Annotated in this window: 6 protein-coding genes; 2 read left to right on the top strand and 4 right to left on the bottom strand. The window is 54.7% G+C overall.

Annotated features, from left to right (window positions below; translation table 11 throughout):
- Positions 1-111: 111 nt before the first annotated feature.
- Entirely contained in the window at positions 112-1,518 is a 1,407-nt protein-coding gene (gene hslU / locus I2I05_RS12660) for an ATP-dependent protease ATPase subunit HslU (RefSeq protein WP_196282620.1), read from the top strand.
- Positions 1,519-1,594: 76 nt separating this feature from the next.
- On the opposite strand, the gene I2I05_RS12655 is transcribed toward hslU, so the two are convergent.
- The 4 genes from I2I05_RS12655 to I2I05_RS12640 form a co-directional block, all read right to left on the bottom strand.
- Complete coding sequence (locus I2I05_RS12655; protein ID WP_196282619.1) at positions 1,595-2,986, bottom strand: RagB/SusD family nutrient uptake outer membrane protein; 1,392 nt, start codon at positions 2,984-2,986, stop codon at positions 1,595-1,597.
- A gap of 30 nt (positions 2,987-3,016) precedes the next feature.
- Positions 3,017-6,214, bottom strand: coding sequence for a SusC/RagA family TonB-linked outer membrane protein (locus I2I05_RS12650; RefSeq protein WP_196282618.1), 3,198 nt, complete (start codon positions 6,212-6,214; stop codon positions 3,017-3,019).
- Positions 6,215-6,578: 364 nt separating this feature from the next.
- Complete coding sequence (locus I2I05_RS12645; protein ID WP_230688311.1) at positions 6,579-8,225, bottom strand: RagB/SusD family nutrient uptake outer membrane protein; 1,647 nt, start codon at positions 8,223-8,225, stop codon at positions 6,579-6,581.
- A 21-nt stretch (positions 8,226-8,246) separates the two neighbouring features.
- The gene (locus tag I2I05_RS12640; protein WP_196282617.1) at positions 8,247-11,417 is read right to left on the bottom strand and encodes a SusC/RagA family TonB-linked outer membrane protein; all 3,171 of its coding nucleotides are present in this window, start codon (positions 11,415-11,417) and stop codon (positions 8,247-8,249) included.
- Positions 11,418-12,483: 1,066 nt separating this feature from the next.
- Between I2I05_RS12640 and I2I05_RS12635 the strand changes: the two genes are divergently transcribed.
- A complete protein-coding gene (locus tag I2I05_RS12635) occupies positions 12,484-15,744 on the top strand; it encodes a SusC/RagA family TonB-linked outer membrane protein (RefSeq protein ID WP_196282616.1) in 3,261 nt (1,086 codons plus the stop codon).
- Positions 15,745-15,748 lie beyond the last annotated feature (4 nt).

The following is a 15,748-nucleotide window of genomic DNA, read 5'->3' as shown; positions in this document are numbered from 1 at the left end:
GCATCTCTACCGCAACAAGTAATCCAGCCGAACGGGTTTGGTGGCGTGGTAGAGATGCTTTGGCAAGCTCAGCATGACGTTCCTTTTATTCCGAAAATCCGTACTCATCCCATGCTCAACGACACCTTCCTCACCCCGGCCCAAATTGTGGCCGAGCTTGATAAGTACATCATCGGCCAGCACGATGCCAAGCGCCACGTGGCCATTGCCCTGCGCAACCGCTGGCGCCGCCTGCACGCCCCGGCCGAGATGCAGGCCGAAATAGTGCCCAACAACATCCTCATGATTGGGGCCACTGGCGTAGGCAAAACCGAAATTGCCCGCCGCCTTGCCCACCTCGCCGACGCCCCATTTGTGAAAGTGGAGGCCAGCAAATTCACGGAAGTGGGCTACGTGGGCCGCGACGTGGAAAGCATGGTGCGCGACCTGGCCGAACAAAGCGTGAACCGTGTGAAAGCCCGCCGCCAGGAAGCCGTGAAGGCCCAAGCGGCCGATGCCGTGGAAGAGTTAATTCTGGATGCCCTGATTCCTGCCGTGCCCCGCCCCGCCGGGGCCAAAACCGGACTCGGCTTCGGCAATGGGGGGGGAGCCGACGACGTGCCGCAGTCCGACGCCGAGCTCAACGAGCGCACCCGCGAGCGGTTCCGCCAGAAAATCAAGAACGGCGAACTCGAAGACCGCAAGATTGAAATTCAGGTGGCGCAGTCCGGCCCCAGCATTGGCGTGATGGGCGCGCCTCCCGGCATGGACGAAGGCACGCTATCGGGCCTGCAGGACATGCTGGGCAACATGCTGCCCAAGAAAACCCGCAAGCGCAAAGTGACCGTGGCCGAAGCCCGCAAGCTCCTGCTCGACGAAGAAGCCGCCAAGCTCATCGACATGGACGAGGTGAAGGACGAAGCCATCCGCCAGTGCGAAAACGCCGGCATCATCTTCATCGATGAAATCGACAAAGTGGCCAGCAGTGGCGGCCGCAACGGCGGTGGCCCCGACGTGAGCCGCCAGGGCGTGCAGCGCGACCTTCTGCCCATTGTGGAAGGCTCGGCCGTGAATACCAAATACGGCATCGTCAATACCGACCACATCCTGTTCATTGCCGCCGGGGCTTTTCACGTCAGCAAGCCCAGCGACCTGATTCCCGAGCTGCAGGGCCGCTTCCCCATCCGCGTCGAGCTGCAGAGCCTGACCAAAGAGGACTTTTTTCGCATCCTCAAAGACCCGAAAAACGCCCTCACGAAACAATACGAAGCGCTGCTGAAGGCCGAAGATGTGGAGCTAACCTTCGACGACGCGGCGCTTGAACGCATCGCCGAAATCGCCTCGCAGGTAAACGCCGAAGTGGAGAACATCGGCGCCCGCCGCCTGCATACTGTCATGAGCCGCCTGCTAAACGATATTCTTTACGACGTGCCCGACAAGATTGGGCCTAATGCCCGCATCCTCATCACGGCCGATTTGGTGAACGAGCGGCTGAACGAAATGGTGAAGAACCGGGACCTCAGCCAGTACATCCTTTAATTTTTTCGATTTAGCAGCTACATAAAAAAAGCCCCAGCCAATTGGCCGGGGCTTTTTTTATGCTCAGGAGCAACTACTAGTAACCTTCGTTTTGAGCAATCAGGTTATTGGTCAGCTGCACTTCGCGGAGCGGAATCGGGAACAGGTTCCGGAAGGGCTGCGTGTAAGTGGGCAGAGCCGTCTGTACCATGTTGGTACGACGCAGGTCAAACCAATACATGCCTTCGTACGCAAACTCCAAGCGGCGCTGCAACAAGATGTCAGCAACGAGTTCGTCGGGAGTAACCGCTGTGGTAGGCGCGAGGCCAGCCCGGGTCCGGATGATGTTGAGGTTGTTGGTGGCAGTAGCCAAATCACCCGTTTGAGCAGCTGCTTCGGCAATGGTCAACACCACTTCGGCGTAACGAACCACGTTGAAACGGTCGTCACGTGAGCTGGTGCGGTAGTACTTCTGCGTGGTACCGGCCGACAACGCAAACGGAGCGCCGGCAACAGTTATCGTAGTAGGAGCCGAAACCACGTTGATGGGCAGACGCAGGTCACCAGCGGGGTGGGCTGCGGCGATGCTGGTGCCTGGGTCAAACTCGTTACGTCCACCGGGGGCTGGATACCAGTAGAAAGCGTACTGGCTTTGGTCGGTGTTGGAATAAAACAACTGCCAGAGCGCGTCGGGAGCAGTGGCGCCCGTTGGAGCGGACGTTGCAAAGTTGGCGAGCGGGGTTACTTGGTTAGCAAAGGAAAGAGCCTCGGCATAGTTGCGCATCCGCAATTCAAACCGCGCACGCAAAGCCAACGCGGAGCTTTTGGTAACACGGTTGCCGGCGCCAGGAGTCAGGTTGGCAATGGCAAAGTCCAGGTCAGCCCGGATAGCCGTGGCTACCTCGGCTTCCGACGAACGTGGTATGGCGGCGGTTTCAGGGCCAATCGCAGTAGTTGGGCTCAGGCGTAATGGCACACCAAGGCCGCCGTTGTAGCCGTAGCCCTCGGGCTTACCGCCCCACAAGGCCAACAGATTCATGTAGCTTAACGCACGCAGGGCCCGGGCCTGAGCCTGGGTGGCCAACTTTGGAAATGCAGGGTCGGAAATCTTCTCGCTTTCCTGCAACAAGTAGTTGGCCCGGCTGATGGCGCTGTATATTGCGTTCCATGTATTGCCCACCTGAATGTTATCGGGCAGCGTCTGATTCAGGCCGATTACGCCGTAGGTGGTCACGAATGTGCCCAAGTGGCGGATATCACCCGATATCAAATCAGCCATGGTTGGGAAGGCCAACCCGAGGTATTCGGCCGATTGGATGGCGTCGTACGCACCCAGCAAGCCAGCAGCGGCATCTTCTTTGGTGGTGAAACCGGTGTCGGAGCTTACGCTGTTCGACGGCTCCACGTTGATAGCGTCATCACAAGCTCCTACTGTCAGGCCCAGGCACAAAAGCAGAGCCGAACGAGTAGCAAGCTGACGAAAATTCATTATTTGCATGGTTATAGAAAATCAAAAAGATTAGAAGCCTAACGTAATGCCACCAGTGATGGTGCGGGCTTGTGGGTAGGTGAAGAAGTCTGTGCCCAGCGAGGTGTTGGTGCCGCTGAAGGTGTTCACTTCTGGGTCAAGGCCCGAGTAATCGGTCAATGTCACCAAGTTCTGCGCCTGGGCATACACACGAATCGTGCGGATGTGAGCGCGGGTGGCCAGCGTGGTTGGCAGGGTGTAACCCAGCGTCAAGCTTTTCAGGCGGGCATACGAGCCATCTTCCAGGAAGCGGTCGGAAGTACGAGCATTCGTGTTGGGGTCGGCGTACACGGCACGGGGAATGTTGGTGTTCGTGTTGGTCGGGGTCCAGCGGTTCAACACGTCAACGTCCTGGCTGTAGGTGGTGCTCATGCCTTGGGTAAAGGCTTTCGAGTGGTTGTAGATTTTGTTGCCAACGTTGTACTGCACGAAAGCACTCAGGTCAAAGCCCATGTAGCGGAACGTGTTGGTGATGCCACCAAAGAACTTGGGCTGGGCGTTGCCCATGATTTCCTGGTCAGCAGCCGTGATGCGGCCGTCGCCGTTCAGGTCCTTGAACTTAATGTCGCCGGGGCGAGTCAGGCTCGTCTGGTAGAGGGCAGTAGGCGAATTGGACTTCACTTTTGCTTCAGCATCCAGCAGGTTGATTTCTTCCTGCGTCTGGAACAAACGGTCAACACGGTAGCCGTAGAAAGCGCCGAGGGGCTGGCCCACGATGAGGCGGCTGGCGAAACCGGCAGCCGAACCCGTGATGGCAGGGTCCGAGAGCTTGGTTACTTTGTTACGGTTGAAGCTGATGTTGAAGTTGGTTTCCCAGTTGAAGCCGGTGCCTTCGTTGCGGAAGTTGACGGTCGTCAAAGCGAGTTCAACGCCTTTATTCTCAATATTGCCGACGTTGGCTGAGTAACTTGGGAAACCTGTATCTGTGGGTAAACGCTGGGGCAACAACAAGTCGTCCGTCTTACGCTGGTAAACGTCGGCCGAAATGTAGAAACGGTTCTCCAAGAAGCCGAGGTCAATGCCGACGTTGGTTTGCTTTGTGCGCTCCCACTTCAGGCTGGGGTTAGCCAATTGAGTGAATGCCAAACCGCCTTGGTCGAGGTAGTTGGCGCCCGGGCCAATCAGACCACGCGAAGTGAAATTGCCGTTGGGCTGGTTGCCGGTTTCGCCGTAGCTACCACGCAGCTTCATTTCGCTCACAACCGTTTGGTCCTTGAAGAAAGCTTCGTCTATTACACGCCATCCTGCCGATACGGCTGGGAAGTAACCTACTTGGTTGTCCTTACCGAAACGCGACGACTGGTCACGACGAACCGAGGCACCCAACAGGTAACGGCCTCTGAACGAGTAATCAACTTTGGCCAGGGCACCGAACAGGGCGTTGCCGGTTGAGCTGGAAGTAGCAATGGTCTTGTTGGCACCGGCCGATAACTCACGGATGGAGTTGCTGGGGAAGCCCGTAGCCTGCAGGAACGAGTCGCTATAGGAATCGCGCTGGTATTCACCCACGAGCAAGGCGCTCACGTTGTGGTCTTCGGCAAACGTCTTGGCGTAGTTGAAAGCGCTGATGTGGTTATAGTTCAGGTCCTGGAGCGTGCCCAAGCTGGCTTCGCCACGTACGGCAGCACCGGCGTTGGTCAGGGTCGAGTAAAACCGGTCATCACGGGCGTAAGTGTAGTCCAGGCCAAACGTAGCGCGGTACTTCAGGTTCTTGATGAATTCAAATTCAGCGTACTGGCTGCCAATCAGGCGGTTGTTAACGCTCTTGATGATAGGCTCTTTGGCAGCAGCTACCGGGTTCTCGAGCGAGCCATCCTTGTAGTACGTGCCATCTGGGCGGTAGATGGGCAGGTCGCGGGAGTAAAGACGAGCAGTCGTCAGTACCCCGTAAATGCTGTTGTCGTTGTTGATACGGTTGTTAACGCTCTGGGTCAAGCCCACCGACGTTCCCATGCGCACCTTGTCTGAAACCTTGTTGTCGAGGGTCAAGCGGGCGCTGCCGCGGGTAAAGCCCGAGCCAACAATGGTGCCTTCCTGGTCGAAGTAGTTCAAGCCTACGCGGTAGCGGTTAGCATCTGTGCCGCCCGAGAAAGTCAGGCCGTAATTGCTGATGGGAGCCGACTGCAATACCTCGTTCACGAAGTCCGTATTAGTAGCCGTGCTGGGGTTTTGGAACTGGGTAAGGGGCCGGATGGGGTTGCCAGTGGGGGTAATGTAGTCGCGGAGGCCGTTAGCATCTTTCGCACCAACGTCGCCCGGGCCGTAGATGTAAGCCGCTAAGTCAGCATTGGTACGGAACACGTAGCGGTCGTTAGCAGGACCAAAAGTGGTAGGGTAATTACCGTTGGCGTTGGCGGGGAAGCGGTTGGCGGCAGCGTCCAAGAACAGTTGGGTTTGCTGCGAGCCGGTGATTACTTCGGGGCGCTTCCAGACCGATTGCGAACCGGTGTAGTAATCAACGTCGACACGGGCTTTGCCGGCTTTGCCACGCTTGGTGGTAATGAGCACGACGCCGTTCGAAGCCCGCGAACCGTAGATGGCGGCCGAAGCAGCATCTTTCAGGACCTCAATGGATTCGATGTCGTTCGGGTTGATGTCGTTCAAACCGTTCGTGCCCTGGTTGCCCGCGCCGAGCTGCGAGGTATTGCCAGTGATAACAGGCAAACCGTCAACTACATACAGCGGCTCGTTGCTGGCTCCGATAGAAGCCGCGCCACGAACCCGCACGCTGATGCCCGAACCGGGCGTACCCGAGGCCTGGGTTACCTGCACACCTGCGGCGCGGCCCTGCAACGCTTGGTCAACACCGATGATGGGTTGGTCTTTAAAGTCAGAAGATTTTACCGAAGCAATAGAGCCGATAACGTCCCGGCGCTCTTGCTGAGCACCGTAGCCGGTTACGATTACTTCCGTCAACTGCTTGGTGTCAGTCACCAAAGCAATATCGAACTGCGAGTCGGTGCCAATGTTACGCTCCTGCGTCGTCATGCCAACTGAACTGAATACGAGCGTCCCACCCGATTCAGGTACACTGAGGCTGAAAGCGCCGTCAGCATTCGAAGAAACGCCATTTGTTGTGCCTTTCAGCAATACAGTAACGCCAGGCAGGCCGCTGCCCGTGGCTTGGTCTGTCACCCGACCAGACACGGTGCGGGTTTGTGCCATCGCCCCGTGAAGGAGAGTAAACATGAGCACAAAACTCATGAGTATGATTTTTTTCATGGACAAAAAAGTGATGTTAAAAAAATGTTTATGGGAACTTTGTATTATCAAAAATAAGGCACAACCGTTAAATCAGCATGAAAAAAATGCAGATAGCCTCTAAAAAGCAGTTATTTTTTTTAAAAACCGAATATTTTTTGCATTTACATTAAAAAAATGAGGCTGAATTGTTCAGTTTCAAGATTGTCTAAAAGAGAGACGCCTATTTTTAATCAATTTTTAATCCGATATTATTTTTTGGGGACCCAAAATCGAGAGTTTACGGACTGGCAGCAGCAAAAAAAAGCCCCAGCCTGGGATGGCTGGGGCTTTTGTATCCAAATATAGCTTCTTAGTAACCGGGATTTTGCTGCGCCGCTAATGTCGGATTATTGGCGGTTTCCAAAGAAGGAATGGGCCACAGAAATAGAGGGGTGGAGTAAGCAATGTCCACCTGGCCCGGCGCTACGGTGGGCGCCTTGCAGCCGTAGGCCGTGGTGGTAATCTGAGCGGTGGCGTACTTGGCCGGAATGCCGCCACCCGGCCGCGGGCTGAACGTCATTTCGCCGGACAGGCGGTGGATGTCGTCCCAGCGGAAGCCTTCGGCCACGAACTCGATGCGCCGTTCGTTGAGGATGGCTTGCACCAATGCCGTGCCGGCAAGCGAGCCGGGCGCGTATTGTTCGGCCGCAGCGGTTACGGCGCGGTTGCGCACGGCGTTTAGCAAGGCCAGGGCCAGGGTATTGTTGGTGCCCAATCGGGCCAAGGCCTCGGCTTGGTTGAGCAGCACTTCAGCGTACCGAATAATGGGCGCGAAGTCGGTGCTAGTAGCGGGGTCGCGGTATTTGCGGGTGACGATGCGAGGCTGCGAACCGGCATCCAACTGCATAAGCTGCGTCCGGCGCAAGTCGTCGCACGTAAAGAAAGAAGCATTGTAGAGCAACGGACTGATGGCGACCAAGGCCCGGCCTGTACCAGTTGTGTTGGCCGGCGGGCCAGAGCGTGAGCCAAACACGTTAGGCAGTCCCCCATTCACGCCCGGGTTATCGTCGGAGCTGTTCTCAATCGAGAAAATATTCTCGGCCGTAACTGTCGCCCCGCCGGGGAACGCTGCCTGCGGGGTTGCGGCCAAGGCATAGCCGCCAATGGGGCTGGTAAATGATGTGGTGCCTTGAATGAGCTTTTGGCCTTCGGTGACCACGGCGGCCCAGTTGCCCTGGTGTTGACGCAGGCGTTGCTTCAGGGCGATGGCGGCGCCTTTGGTTGCTCGGGTCACGCGCGCGTTGCCGGAGCGGGTGTCCGGCAGTTTGGATTCGGCTGAGTCCAAGTCGGTCAGCATTTTTGTGTACACCTCGGCCACGGTCCCGCGCTCTGCGGTGCGGGCCTGGGCTACGGCCGCTTCGGTGTTGATGGGGTCGGTGCGGTAGGGTACTCCGGGACTGCTACCGTTGTTCTCAGTAAAGGGCCGAGAGAAGTGAATAACCAACTGATGGTGAGCCAGGGCGCGCAGGAAAAGCAATTCGCCCTCGTACACATCCAATTGTTGCGGGGTAATTACGCCGTTGGCTGCCGCCTGACGGATGCCGGCCAGCGTCACGTTGGCTTGGTTGATAACCGCATAGCAGCCGCTCCACATATTGACGATGTTGGGGCTGGCCGGGGTAATGGCGTTGGTGTACACGATGCCAAAGAAACCGGCCATGTCCACCACATCTTCGCCCCGCACATCGTCGAGCTCAGTGGCAGCCCCCCCAAACGGATAGCCGCGGGTTTGCAGGACGCCGCCAGTCAGCGGGTCGTAGTAGCCGGATTGGGCGGCACTGTACACCCCGGTAACGGCCAGTGCCACCCGGGCTGGGTCGCTGTACACCACATTTTCTGCGAGGGCATTTTGGGGCTGGAGGTCGGTGACGTCGCAAGAACCCAAGGCCATTACCAGGCCGCTTGCCAGCGCCAAGGGCCGAAAAGGGGCTTGGCTAACTTTAAATATGCTGTTCATAATAAAGGAAGGCTAGGAAGGTTAAAACGCCACGTTGAGGCCGCCAGTAATCACGCGCTGTTGCGGGTTGCTGTTGAAGTCGATGCCCGATTGGTTGTTGGACGTGTTGCCCTGCGTGGCCGTGATGTTGGCATTCACCTCGGGGTCAACACCCTTGTATTTGGTGAACGTGTGCAGGTTTTGTACCTGGGCATACACCCGCACCCGGCTCAGGGTGGTGACGCCCAGCACCGATTTGGGCAGTGTGTAGCCCAGCGTCAGGTTTTGCACCCGCACAAAGTCGCCGTCCTCTACAAAACGGGTCGAGGCCGCGTTGTTGAGGTTGGTGAAGTCCGAACGGCCCAAAATAGCCTTGGGCACGTTGGTTTGCTGGCCCGGCGTGGTCCACCGCTCCAATATTTCGGTGCTGTTGTTCACGAAGTCCATGCGCAGCAGCTGCTGGCGGGTGACGTTCATGATTTTGTTGCCCCCGGAATACCGAATGAACAGCTCAAAATCGAAGCCCCCGTACGTAACGGTATTGGTGATACCGCCGAAGTAGGTGGGATTGGAAGGGCCCAGAATGAAACGGTCGTTGGCGGCGCTCAGGGTTGAGGCTTGCGACACGTCGTTGGGGCTGGCGGGGTCGTAAACGGCGTACGTGCCCGTGTTCAGGTTGCCTTGTATCAGCGAGCCGTCGCGCTTCCGGTACAAGGGGTTGCCGTTGGCCGGGTTCACGCCCTGATAATCGTAGCCGTAGATTTCGCCGATGCCATTGCCGAGGCGGGTGACGTTGTAAGGATTCAGCAGGTCCTCGTTGTTGTTGGCCAGCCGAGTGATTTCGGTGTGGTTGGTGGAGAAGTTGAAGTTGGTGGTCCAGCTCAGGTTCTCGTTCCGGATGTTCACCGTGTTCAGGCCCAACTCTACGCCCCGGCTCACCATAGCGCCCACGTTGGCACTGTAGCCATTGAGCGGAATGCCCAGCGAAATGGGCGTACGCACAAAGAGAATCAGGTCGTCGTTGTTGTTGCGGTAGTAGTCGGCCGTCAGGGTGATGCGCGAATCGAACAAGCCCAGGTCAAACCCGAAATCCGTCTTCTTGGAGTTTTCCCATTTCAGGTTGGCGTTGCCAAACTGGCCGCTAGTGCCGCTGGTGGTGTTGTAGCCGATTCCGGGCTGCGAGCCGTATTTGCCCGCACTATATAAGCCGGCGAAGGGAAAATCCCCGATTTCCGTATTGCCCACCACGCCGTACGATGCACGCAGCTTGAAGTCGCTGAGCCATGTCAGGTCCAAGCCCTGCAGGAAAGGCTCCTGCGATACCCGCCAGCCCAGTGAGGCGCCGGGAAAGTAGCCCAGCCGGTTGCCCGGTGCGAGCGACGAAATCTTGTCTGCCCGCAGCGTGGCTGATACCAGATAGCGGTCCAGCAACGAATAGTTCAGCCGGCCGAAGTACGACTGGTAGCCACGCTCCACAAAGTCCCCAAATATGGTGGGCGTGTTCACGGTACCCGTCACGATGCTGTTCGGGCCAAAGTAAACGTCGGAAAGGCCTTGGCCCTGCGCCGCGAAGTATTGCTGCCGCGACTTCTGCCATTCGCCGCCCACCACCGCGTTAATCTTCTGGTTTTCGCCTAAAGGCCGCTGGTAGGTGAGGGTGAGCTGCGAGTTCCACCGCACGTTGGGCGCTTGGCTTTGCAGCACCACGCCACCCGAACTGCGCCCGTCGCCCTGGCGCGGGTCCAAGAACTGGAAGTCCTCGTTCAGGTTGGTATCGGTGCCCAACTGGCCGCGCAGCCGTAGGCCCGTCACCGGCTCAATCTCCCCGTACACGTTGCCCAGCAGGCGGTAGCTGGTATTGCGGTAAATGTTGTTCTCCAGCTGAAAAATGATGTTCGGGTATGCAAATGCAATGGCTTGGGCGTTGTTGCCCTGGCCCAGCGCCCCTGATGTCGGGTCCACGTAAGGGGTGCCGTCGGGGTTGCGGGCGGGCACGTTGGGGAAGGCCGACAAGGCATTGGTCACGTTGCCCGACAAGCCGTTGGTCGACGTATTCAAGCCCAGGGTTTGGGTTCGGGTAGCCCCCAGGTTCAGGCCCACGCGCAACCACTCCCGTACTTCCTGGTCCACGTTGGCCCGGAAAGAGAAGCGTTTCAACGAATTGGCCCGCACCACCCCCGTCTGGTCCGTGTAGCCGCCCGAGAAGTAATAATTGGTGCGCTCCGTGGCACCCGAAACCCCCAGCACGTGGTTCTGCTGAAAGCCCGTCCGGAAAATCTCATCCTGCCAATCCGTGCTCACGGGCGCTCCGTTCAACTCAAACGGCGCCGCAATGGGCTGTGTAATCGGCGTTGCCGAAGCGTTGGCTTGCTTTTCGTTGCTGATTTCGATGAACTGGTCGGCATTCAGCACCTTGTAGCGCTTTAGCGTACGGGCCACGCCGAGGTAGTTGTCGTACGTCACCTGCGCCCGGCCCTGTCGCCCCTTTTTCGTGGTGATGAGGATAACGCCATTGGCGCCGCGCGACCCGTAAATGGCCGTTGACGACGCGTCTTTCAGCACCTCGTAGCTTTCGATGTCGTTGGGGTTGATGTCCGCCAGCGGGTTAGTGGTGAAACCGGAGCCCAACTGGCTTTGGCTGCCCGTAAAAATGGGCACCCCGTCCACCACCACCAGCGGCGTCGTCCCCGACGAAATAGAGTTGACACCCCGAATGAGGATTCGCGGCTGCTGCCCCAGCAAGCCCGAAGGCGTGGTAATGCTCACGCCCGCTGCTCGCCCCGCCAGTTGCTGGGCAAAGCTGGGCGTGGCCAAGTTGGCAATGGCTTCGCCCTGCACCGACGAAATAGACCCCGTCACATCGCGCCGTTCTTGGGTGCCAAAACCCGTCACCACCACTTCGCTCAGCTGTTTCACATCCGGTACCAACGCAATGTTGAACGTTGACTCGGTCCCAATTTCACGTTCCTGGGTCACGTAGCTGAGCGAGCTGATAACCAAGGTACCCCCTGTTTCCGGCACTGAGAGGGTAAACCCTCCGTCGGCATTCGTCGACACGCCGTTGGCCGTGCCTCGCAGCAGTATCGTGACGCCTGGCAGCCCCTCGCCACTGCGCTGGTCCGTCACTCGACCCGAAATGGTCCGGGTTTGCCCCATAGCCTGCTGAAACAAGCTGAGCACAAATATCAGATTCAACAATAGTATTATTTTCATGGACATAAAGTGTTAAGTAATAAATCATCCCAGTGTATCAAAAATAACTTAATTTCTACGCAATATAAAACAATTAAATCATCTAAAAAGACTGTTAATAGCCGGCAGCTAGTTTGTAATTGCTTCGTTAAAAATTGGTTGTATGATGCAGACAAGGCACTTTAGTGACCTTTATTGTAAATGGCCCTCTTTCAATTATAAAACAGATTGAGATGCTACAGGCAAGGTCCGGGCACGTTGAAGTAGTATTGTATTATATTTATATGTAATATGAAATCGCCAAAAAATCGCAAATGGCCCATTTTCTACGAGCCCACCAATATCAGTGAAACTCAAAATGCATGCACTCATAACTGCGATAGAAGGGAATATGTAAAGGCCTTCACCTAGTTACGTTACCAGAAATACCATTCAGTATTTACATAATTTAATACTATTGTATATTGAAATAATGATTTGTAGTTAATATGTATTGTCTCCCCTTTATAAATAACATAACTTGATTTATATTTCTATATATTGTATTGAAATTTTAATACTATTATAATATGATGCTGCACTGTCACTAAAAAGGGCTGCCAGTTTTGGAAGCCCTTTTTGATAGCAGAAAGCTGAACGCTATGTTACCGGACACAGCTCAACCCTCTTTACTATAGATAGAAAAGCTGTACATTTAGTGTAAACGCACATGCTATAATTTGAAAATTCAGGTTTTAAGCAAAGCAAATTCTGAGTGTAGCGTTGTTTTTAGAATGAAAACAAGAAATCTGTCTGCTATAGAGAAGAGCAGTGCAGGCGAAAATTTTGAAGGCGAGCTACGCGGGTTATCACGAGTGTGTGCCTGCTTAATGTGTAAATAACTTCTTTGTTATCAGTTATATGGCAAATAAAAAAATAGGAATAAATCCTCGCATCACATGTTCAGCCGGTCTTTAAAGTGTTAGGCCCTGGAAGTTGCGAATAGCAGTGTGACCTAATTTTCGTGTATTATTGCTCTCTCGCTTACCCAAAATCTTTTTTTACTCTTTTCACTCCTAACCAAATTCACTCACCAACTCAAAAACAAATGAAAAAACTCTTATGTATGGTCATGCTTCTCATGACCGGCCTGTTGCAGCAGGTCTATGCTCAAGAACGCTCGCTGACGGGGCGAGTAACTGACCGGACATCCGGACAGGGCCTTCCCGGAGCGACGGTGCTTGTTAAAGGCACCACGATAGGAGCATCAACGAATGCCGACGGTAGCTTTACCCTAAGTGTACCAGCTTCGGCTACTACGATTACCATTAGCTCAATTGGCTTTACCTCAGTTGAGCAGCCAATTGGAAATGATTCCAACTTCACTATCTCATTGGCTTCTGATGTGAAGCAGTTAGGTGAAGTAGTGGTAACCGGTGCTCTCGGCATTCAGCGTCAGCAGCAGCAAGTGGGTTATGCTACGGCTACCATCGATACCAAGGAGTTGACCCAGGCTCGCGTAACCAACGTAGCCAACGGTCTTGCCGGTAAAGTATCGGGTCTGCAGATTTCGACCCTGAATAACAGTGTAACTGCTGCTCCTCGCATTACCCTGCGCGGCAGCCGTTCGTTGACCGGTAACAACGAAGCTCTTGTTGTAATTGACGGTGTTATTTCGACCAACGAAGTTTTGGGTGCCTTAAATCCCGATGACGTTGCTTCTATCGACGTACTGAAAGGTGCCAACGCTGCCGCTCTGTACGGTTCGCAGGCTTCGAACGGTGCCTTGATTATCACCACCAAAAAAGGCGGCAGCAATTCACAGGTTACCTTCTCGCACACCTCGCAGTTTGAATCTATTTCGTTTCTGCCAAAGTTCCAGACCGAATTCGGACCTGGTTCGCCTGACTGGTTTACGAATTCGGGCGGCGAGCCTTTCGAGCCAGACAATAAAGTAGACGATGAGTACCACCACCAATACCAAGGTTTCGAAAACCAGCAGTACGGCCCTCGTTTTGATGGGTCGATGCGTCCTTTCGGGCAGACCTTGGCCGATGGTAGTGTTCAGATGCTCAGCTACGAAGCCCGTCCAGATGAAAAGCGTGATTTCTTTAACACTGGCTACCAAGTGCAGAACGGTGTTACGTTCTCGGGCGGTGACGAGAAAACGAAGTTCTTTACCTCGTACCAGAATTTGCAGAATCAGGGCATTGTTCCCGGTGATAAATTTGGCCGCAACAGCTTCCGATTCAACGCTTCGCGCGAGATTGGCCGTTTAAACATCGGTTTCAACTTGTCGTATTCGCTGCAGAAAGCCAATTACACTTCTAACTTAGACCGTAACACATCGGTGTACTGGAACGTGTTTAATACTTCGGTTATGGCTCCCCTCACGTCGTATAAGGACTACCGTAACGACAAGTTCTCCGAGCCGAACTACGGTTACTACAACGCTTATTACTACAACCCCTACTTCATCATCGACGCCAACCGCACTACAGACCGTCGCAACACCTTGCAGGGCAACATCGACGTGACCTATAAGCTCACCGACTGGCTGCGTGCTAACTACCGCATCGGCACTACCAACATCAACCAGGCGAACATTGACACCCAGAACAAATTTACGCTGGATGCAAACTCGCCTAAGCAGATTGGTAGCTACCCTGGCTTCGTTCGGGACCTGACCAGCGCTCAGAATCGGACCAACTCGGATTTGTTTTTGAGCATGGATAAGACCTTTGGCGATATCAGTGTGCAAGCCATCTTGGGTAACAACGTTCAAGTCAATACCAGCCGGTTTAACTACGTTGCTTCTACGGCCCTCGCCGTACCAGTAGTTGGAGATGCTTTCAACCTTTCGAACCGTGTTGGTAACCTAGACGGTGCCAATGCTCGTGCTGAGAGCCGTTTGATTGCTTTCTATGGTGACCTCACTTTGGGCTACAAGGATTTCTTCTACCTGCACGGCTCGGGCCGTCAGGATAACATTTCTATCCTTGATTCAGACAACCAAAGCTTTTTCTACCCTGGCGTAGATGCATCGTTCATCTTCACTAATGCTGTACCGGTCCTGAAAGAACTTTCTTTCTTGGACTATGGTAAGATTCGTGGCGGTATCACCAAGGTTAGCCAAGTGAACTTGGGCGGCGCAACCGCCAATGGTGTATACAACTCGTTTGGTGCTTATCGTTTGAACTCCACTTTCTCAAACGGTACCGGTTTCCCCTTTGGCAACTTGGCTTCCTTCACCGCAAACGGTGGTTTGGTACAGCCAGGTCTCAAGCCTGAAGACACCCGCTCGATTGAAACTGGTATCGAACTCAGCTTCCTACAGCGTCGTGTATCCACGGCTGTTACCTACTATGCTCAGAAGAGTACTAACCAAACTGTAACAACTAGCATCTCAGGTACGTCAGGTTACCAGTCGCTTCTGCTCAACGCCGGCGAAGTGCAGAACCGCGGTGTTGAAATTGACTTGAACATTACGCCTATCCGCGTGCAGGATGGTTTGACTGTGACCGTTGGTGGTAACTACAACTTCAACGAAAACGAGGTTGTTTCGCTGCCAAATGGCCTGTCCCAATTGAACTTGACCGGAAGCGGCCGCCAGAGCACCAATGCCGACCTATTCGCTATCCCTGGGCAGGCTTTCCCCGTTTTGCAGGGAACCTACTACCAGCGCACCGAAGATGGCCGTGTGAAAATGGTTAAAGTAAGCGACCCCAATGATGCAACCTTGGAGCGTTACGCGCCCCTCATTGCCTCCGACCAGAAAATCTTCGGCAACACCCAGCCTAAGCACCGCTATGGCATGAACACCAGCATCTCCTACAAAGGATTGACATTGGCTGGCCAGGGCGAACTCCGCACCGGCTACGTAGTATACAACACCATTGGTGAAAACCTTGACTTTACTGGTGGCGGTCAACGCAGTGCTCAGTACGGTCGCCAGGACTTCGTATACCCCAATTCGGCTGTTCCTGTAACTGATGCTGGCGGCAATGTTACCTATGTATCCAATACCTCGAAGTTGACCCCTGGTGGCTCGGAGTTCTGGGCCAACAACCCAACATGGAACACCGGCGTAGCCGAGAACTATGTTACCACTGGTAAGTTCTTCAAGATTCGTGAACTATCGTTGGGTTACTCGTTGCCAACCGCTTTGGTATCGAAACTTGGTCTGGTAAAAGGTGCAAGTTTTAATGTTTTTGGCCGAAACATCTTTACGTGGGTGCCTAAGGAGAATATCTACACCGACCCTGAGTTCAGCGGTACAGCTATCGGTAGCAACGCCGTTGGTATCAACAGTGTATTGCAGACTCCTCCTACCAAATTTTACGGGGCTACTCTCAACGTAACCCTTTAATCTA

The organism is Hymenobacter jeongseonensis, from assembly GCF_015694725.1.
GTDB lineage: Bacteria > Bacteroidota > Bacteroidia > Cytophagales > Hymenobacteraceae > Hymenobacter > Hymenobacter jeongseonensis.
This window is presented reverse-complemented; position numbering and strand designations above follow the sequence as displayed.

What these genes read in the sequence shown, in the direction of transcription:
- I2I05_RS12645 (WP_230688311.1), bottom strand. Translation starts at nt 8,225, where the DNA reads ATGAACAGCATATTTAAAGTTAGCCAAGCCCCTTTTCGGCCCTTGGCG.
- I2I05_RS12635 (WP_196282616.1), top strand. Translation starts at nt 12,484, where the DNA reads ATGAAAAAACTCTTATGTATGGTCATGCTTCTCATGACCGGCCTGTTG.
- hslU (WP_196282620.1), top strand. Translation starts at nt 112, where the DNA reads ATGCTCAACGACACCTTCCTCACCCCGGCCCAAATTGTGGCCGAGCTT.
- I2I05_RS12655 (WP_196282619.1), bottom strand. Translation starts at nt 2,986, where the DNA reads ATGAATTTTCGTCAGCTTGCTACTCGTTCGGCTCTGCTTTTGTGCCTG.
- I2I05_RS12640 (WP_196282617.1), bottom strand. Translation starts at nt 11,417, where the DNA reads ATGAAAATAATACTATTGTTGAATCTGATATTTGTGCTCAGCTTGTTT.
- I2I05_RS12650 (WP_196282618.1), bottom strand. Translation starts at nt 6,214, where the DNA reads ATGTTTACTCTCCTTCACGGGGCGATGGCACAAACCCGCACCGTGTCT.